The organism is Kocuria sp. ZOR0020 (assembly GCF_000800955.1).
GTDB lineage: Bacteria > Actinomycetota > Actinomycetes > Actinomycetales > Micrococcaceae > Kocuria > Kocuria subflava.
Map to the genome: position 1 here is coordinate 1 of NZ_JROX01000085.1, position 5,040 is coordinate 5,040.

The 5,040-nt window shown below is 63.8% G+C and carries 7 protein-coding genes; 3 read left to right on the forward strand and 4 right to left on the reverse strand.

Translation table 11 applies throughout. The features are described 5' to 3' along the window. Positions 1 to 565: tRNA (guanosine(46)-N7)-methyltransferase TrmB (trmB, locus tag L979_RS05740; protein WP_047690309.1), on the forward strand; the 565-nt coding region annotated here is incomplete at its 5' end. A 13-nt stretch (positions 566 to 578) separates the two neighbouring features. Here the strand turns inward: trmB and L979_RS16685 are convergent. Both L979_RS16685 and L979_RS05750 read right to left on the reverse strand, forming a co-directional pair. Beyond that, the gene (locus L979_RS16685; RefSeq protein ID WP_047690311.1) at positions 579 to 818 is read right to left on the reverse strand and encodes a DUF4258 domain-containing protein; all 240 of its coding nucleotides are present in this window, start codon (positions 816 to 818) and stop codon (positions 579 to 581) included. Then, on the reverse strand, positions 815 to 1,072 hold the full coding sequence (locus L979_RS05750) for a ribbon-helix-helix protein, CopG family (protein WP_047690314.1): 258 nt from the start codon (positions 1,070 to 1,072) through the stop codon (positions 815 to 817). The genes L979_RS16685 and L979_RS05750 overlap by 4 nt, the downstream gene beginning before the upstream one ends. Before the next feature lie 126 nt (positions 1,073 to 1,198). Here L979_RS05750 and L979_RS05755 point away from each other — a divergent pair, with 126 nt between their 5' ends. Continuing rightward, positions 1,199 to 3,211, forward strand: coding sequence for a BCCT family transporter (locus tag L979_RS05755; protein WP_081993889.1), 2,013 nt, complete (start codon positions 1,199 to 1,201; stop codon positions 3,209 to 3,211). Here the strand turns inward: L979_RS05755 and L979_RS05760 are convergent. Further along, on the reverse strand, positions 3,172 to 3,684 hold the full coding sequence (locus tag L979_RS05760) for a DUF4188 domain-containing protein (protein ID WP_047690323.1): 513 nt from the start codon (positions 3,682 to 3,684) through the stop codon (positions 3,172 to 3,174). The genes L979_RS05755 and L979_RS05760 overlap by 40 nt on opposite strands. 80 nt (positions 3,685 to 3,764) lie before the next feature. Here L979_RS05760 and L979_RS05765 point away from each other — a divergent pair, with 80 nt between their 5' ends. After that, positions 3,765 to 4,430 carry a MerR family transcriptional regulator gene (locus tag L979_RS05765; protein ID WP_047690325.1) on the forward strand — a complete coding sequence of 222 codons (666 nt, stop codon included), beginning with the start codon at positions 3,765 to 3,767 and terminating at the stop codon, positions 4,428 to 4,430. Positions 4,431 to 4,482: 52 nt separating this feature from the next. Here the strand turns inward: L979_RS05765 and L979_RS05770 are convergent, their stop codons facing one another. Further along, positions 4,483 to 4,938 (reverse strand): heat shock protein transcriptional repressor HspR, encoded by a 456-nt coding sequence (locus L979_RS05770; RefSeq protein WP_047690317.1) that lies wholly within the window; start codon positions 4,936 to 4,938, stop codon positions 4,483 to 4,485. Between the last annotated feature and the right edge of the window lie 102 nt (positions 4,939 to 5,040).

Genomic DNA, 5,040 nt, shown 5'->3' on the forward strand with positions numbered 1-5,040 from the left:
CAACGTGCCGCTGGTGGTGGAAATCGGGTCCGGTTTGGGTGAGGCCATGGCCCACCGTGCAGCCGAGGTGCCGGAGCACGACTTCCTGGCCGTGGAGGTCTACACGCCAGGACTGGCGGATCTGCTGATGAAGTCAGCGGCCAACGGGTCCCAGAACGTTCGCGCGGTGCAAGCCAACGCCCCGGAGGTTCTTGACCACTTCTTGGAGCCGGCTTCTGTGGACGAGATGTGGGTGTTCTTCCCGGATCCCTGGCACAAGAAAAAGCACCACAAGCGGCGGTTGGTCTCCGCACACTTTGTGGACCAGGTGGCCTCCGTGATCAAGCCCGGCGGCACGTGGCGCCTGGCCACGGACTGGCAGGAGTACGCCATCCAGATGCGTCAGGTCATCGAGGCCGACGGCCGGTTCGAGAATCTCAACCCCGGTCCTCTGGCCACGGACTCGGCCCCGGACCAGGGGTGGGCCCCGCGCTGGGAGGGCCGCACCCTCACCAGCTTTGAACGCAAGGCGCGCGAGGCCGGGCGCATCCCGCGGGACCTGACCTACCGGCGTCGTACGGACTGAGCTGAGCACTGGTTCAGGGAAGCAAATCAAGCATTTGGGGTCGTGCTTTCATCGCGTGGATGACAAGTTCATTGCCGCTGTCGAAAACGAGGACAACCGTTTCCAGCATGCGGCCACGAGTGTCGAATCCGAGACGGAGCTGCCTACTCGGACTGTCGTCGTCAAGGTCTTCAATCCAAGTTGGCCATGTCGCCGCCTGGACGATGTCCTCAGGGCTGATCCCGTGTTTTCGTGCCGACGTGTGGACTTTCACGTGGAAGCCAAGGCGTCCCGGATCACCTCGGAGCGAGACTTTCCCTCGCGTTCGGCCCGGGTGTCGAGCGCAGCAATCTCGTCGACAGTCAGCCGCAACGCAACAACTTGAGACGGCTTGGCACCGCGACCTGGACGCCCACGGCCTCGCTTCTTCAAAACTTGAGCGTCGTATCCTGCCTCGGCCTCGTCAGCCCAAACTGCAATCTGCGCTTCAGTCACTGGCACGCCAGCGATGGTCTCCTGCTCAATCATGCAATTAAAGTAATACGTAAATCACCATGCCGCCACCCTTGGTGAGTCATCACCTCAAGACGCAACCATCAGCATGCTGTGGCTTAACCTTGGACAGCCCACACTGTCTACGGATCTGAGCACCCCATGCCCGCAGGACACAACGACGACGCCCACCCCGCACCCTCCCCCGACGGCACGCCAGCAGGCGCAGAGCAGGCCTCCACGCCGCACATCCGCTGGGGAACGTACCGGCCGGGTTTCGCCAGGTCCTTCCTGGATGAGATCAACTACCCGCACAACATCCACCCCGCGCTGGTTCCGGGCATCACGGTGGATGATCAGAAGAACCGCTACGGCGTGGACCGATTTGTCTCCGGTGTGGCGGGCGCACTGATCCTGGGCTTCATCCTGTGGGGTGTGCTGAGCACGCAAACCCTGACCACGGCATCATCTGCCGCCCTGACCTGGACCATGGGGAATCTGGGCTGGGCCTTCAGCACGCTGGCCATCATCCTGCCGGTCTATCTGCTGTACCTGGCGCTGTCCAAGTACGGTCGCATCCCCTTGGGGCTGGACGAGGACAAGCCCACGTACTCCACGGCATCGTGGGCGGCCATGCTCTTTGCGGCCGGCATTGGCATCGGCATCATCTTCTTCGGCCCGTTCGAACCCATGACCTACTTTCTCTCCCCGCGCCCGGGATCAGTGGATCCCGCCACGCAGGAGGCGGTCAAGCTGGCCTCGGCTCAGGCCGCACTGCACTGGGGGTTGAACGCCTGGGCCATCTACGCCCTGGTGGGCCTGGCTATTGCCTACACCTCCTACCGCCGCGGTCGGGTGCCGCTGATGAGTTCCGTGTTCGCACCGTTCTTCCGGGACGGCAAGACCGACACCTGGGCCGGGCGGGTGATCGACATGCTGGCCATCATCGCCACCTTGTTCGGCACGGCGGCAGCCCTGGGCATCGGTGCGCTGCAGATCGGACGTGGCGTGGAGGTTGTCACCGGCTGGGGGGAGGCCGGCAACGCCGTGGCATTGATCATCATTGCCGTGTTGACGGCAGGGTTCATCGCCTCCGCCGTGTCAGGGGTGGCCCGAGGGATCCGGATGCTGTCCAACATCAACATGGTCCTGGCCATCTTCCTGGCCCTGTTCTTTTTTGTCCTGGGCCCCACGGCCTTCCTGCTGAACTTCATTCCGTCCGTGGTGGTCACCTACTTTGCGGAACTGCCGACCATGCTTTCGGCCTCCATGGCGGACGGCCCGGAGATGGAGGCGTTCCTCTCCGCCTGGACCAATTTCTACTGGGCGTGGTGGGTCTCCTGGGCGCCGTTCGTGGGGATCTTTGTGGCCAAGATTTCCCGTGGCCGCACCATCCGGCAGTTCATCTTTGGGGTGCTGTTCATCCCCTCCACCATTGTGGTTCTGGCGTTCACCATCGTGGGTGGAACCGCGATCCGCGCACAGCTGGAGAACCAGACCATTGCCCCGGATGGCACCATCGACTCCCTGCCCGCGCCTGAGGAGATCTTCTTTGTGGTGCTGGACACCCTGCCCGGGGCGGGCATCATGGCCATTTTGGTGATTCTGATGCTGGCCATCTTCTTCATCACCACCGCAGACTCCGCCTCCGTGGTGACCTCCCAGATGTCCCAGCGCGGTGACCCTGAACCCCGCAAACTGATCACGGTGTTCTGGGGACTGTGCATGGCGGGCATCGCCGTCGTGATGTTGCTGGTGGGCGGTGAATCCGCGTTGACGGGCCTGCAGAACCTGATCACCGTCACGGCGCTGCCGTTCACGCTGATCATGTTCGCCATGGTGTTCGCACTGCACAAGGACCTCCGCAGCGATCCCCTGATCCTGCGCGGCCAGTACACCCGGTGGGCCCTGGACAAGGCGGTGCGTCACGGCATTGATGACTACGGGGATGACTTCATGCTGGGTGTTCAGCGCGCCTCCGGGGCCAATCAGAAGTGGGCCACAGCCGCGCATTTTGACTCCGCGGCTCCCGAGTACACGCAGTGGTACCAGCGCACGGATGAGGACGGCAATCCCCTGGACTACGACTACGAAACCGGCACTTACACCGGGGAGATCCCCCAGGTGGATCCGGATCAGTTGACGCGCGAGTCCGGGGCCGAGCCCAACCGCTGAGCAGCTTTCAGGCCACGCTTGGCCACCGGCACGGTCCCGGCCACGGCCCCCAGGCCCACCACCGCACCGTTGCCGTAAAGGGTCTCGATGCCGCTTTCGGCCACCACATAGGTTTCGTGCCAGACCCCCACAGCACCCGGGTTCTTGCGTGCCGCCTGGTTGAACTTCCGCCAGGCCGGTAGATGTGCGTGGTGGGGGTCGGCCGCATAGGCGTAGAGCTGCTCAACACTGCGCCAGTACTGCACACACCAGGGTCCCCTGGCGCCCAGCAGATTGACCCCACCCATGAAGCCCAAATCCTCGGCCTCACCCCGCTCGGCCTGGGCCATGTTGCGCTTGAGTTCGGTCTGCATTCTGGACATTGCCAGCGCCACCGGCCCCCACAAGTCAGGCCTGTGCGGCTTTTTCACGGTCATCCCGATCTGAAAAACGACGACGCCGCCGGTGTGCGCGTGAGTCAAGGGGGTGGTCATGGCAGCCTCCGGTGTCACCATCTGGATAGTTACAGTATCCAATATTGGAGAGTTAGACTATCCAACGTCAAGGGGTGATCATGAAAATTTCCGCGCTTTCTGCACAAACCGGTGTTCCGGTGGCCACGCTGAAGTTCTATTTGCGCAAGGGGTTGCTGCAACCAGGTCGTCAGCTTTCCCGCACTCAAGCCGATTACGACCACACCCACGTGGATCGTGTCCGCCTGGTGCGCGCCCTCACGGAGGTGGGAGAACTCAAACTTGATGCCGTGCAGCGCGTGCTGGAGACCTTGGAGAACCCCCAGATCGAGCGTTTGGGCCTGCTGGGTTCTGCCCAACGCGCCTTGGAGAACGCGGACGTGGCCACCATGGCGCCGGGTCACGAACCGCCGGCTGCCGAAAGCACAGACGGCCCGGACTCACAGGAGCCGAGCCGTGCGCGCCGGTGGTTGTCCGAACGTGAATGGACCATCAATCCCCAGGATCCGTTGATCGATCAGTTGGATGAAGCCTGGGATGCCTGCGATCAAGCAGATCTGGGGGTGGATGCCAGCCGACTGAATGTGTACGCGGACGCCGCGGAGAAAATCGCGCGCGTGGACATCAACTCCCTGCCTGCTGATCCTGCCCGGGCCGTCCACCAGGTGATCCTGGGAACCCTGCTGGTGGACCCGGTCCTCAAGATTCTGCGCAGATTGGCCCAACAGCACCTGTCCATCACAGCCAGGCAGCCACCCACGGACTGATCCACCCGCGCAGTAGGCACCACAGCACCCGGTCAGATGATGACGCCAGTGCTCACTGCCCGGAGTCCGTGCGCCGCGGACGGTACAGCACCAGGGCACGGGACTTGGGCCGGGGCGGGGTACCCGGCGGGCGGGAGCCACGCGGGTAACGCACCACCTCACCCGTTGGGGAGGCCGCCCACACACTGTGGTCGTGATCCAACTGGTCCCGCGCAGTCTCCAGGGCATCCGTGAGCTCCGTGACGCGGTGCTGCAGTGCGGCCACCTGGTTCTCCAACTGCATGATGCGTTTGATCCCCTCCAAGGAGATCCCGTCCTGGGCGAGCTTCTGGATCTCCCGCAGTTTGTCGATGTCACGTTGGGAGTAGCGCCGTGACCGCCCGGGGGCACGGGTGGGCTGGACCAGCCCCAGGCGGTCGTACTGGCGCAAGGTCTGCGGGTGCATGTCCGCGAGTTCGGCCGCCACGGAGATCACGAAGAGCGCGCGTTCCTCGCTGTGATCGGTCATCTCTGTCCCTCCTGACGTTCCCGCCTCATTCGCCGGCCCGCGCAATCAGGCGCGCCCGCGGGTCGTGGCCGGCGGTGGCCGCGGCGAAGGCCTCCACGGCCT

Excerpts from the sequence above, each read along its gene's own strand:
- L979_RS05750 (WP_047690314.1), bottom strand. The coding sequence starts at position 1,072 with ATGATTGAGCAGGAGACCATCGCTGGCGTGCCAGTGACTGAAGCGCAG.
- L979_RS05765 (WP_047690325.1), top strand. The coding sequence starts at position 3,765 with ATGAAAATTTCCGCGCTTTCTGCACAAACCGGTGTTCCGGTGGCCACG.
- L979_RS05755 (WP_081993889.1), top strand. The coding sequence starts at position 1,199 with ATGCCCGCAGGACACAACGACGACGCCCACCCCGCACCCTCCCCCGAC.
- L979_RS05770 (WP_047690317.1), bottom strand. The coding sequence starts at position 4,938 with ATGACCGATCACAGCGAGGAACGCGCGCTCTTCGTGATCTCCGTGGCG.
- L979_RS05760 (WP_047690323.1), bottom strand. The coding sequence starts at position 3,684 with ATGACCACCCCCTTGACTCACGCGCACACCGGCGGCGTCGTCGTTTTT.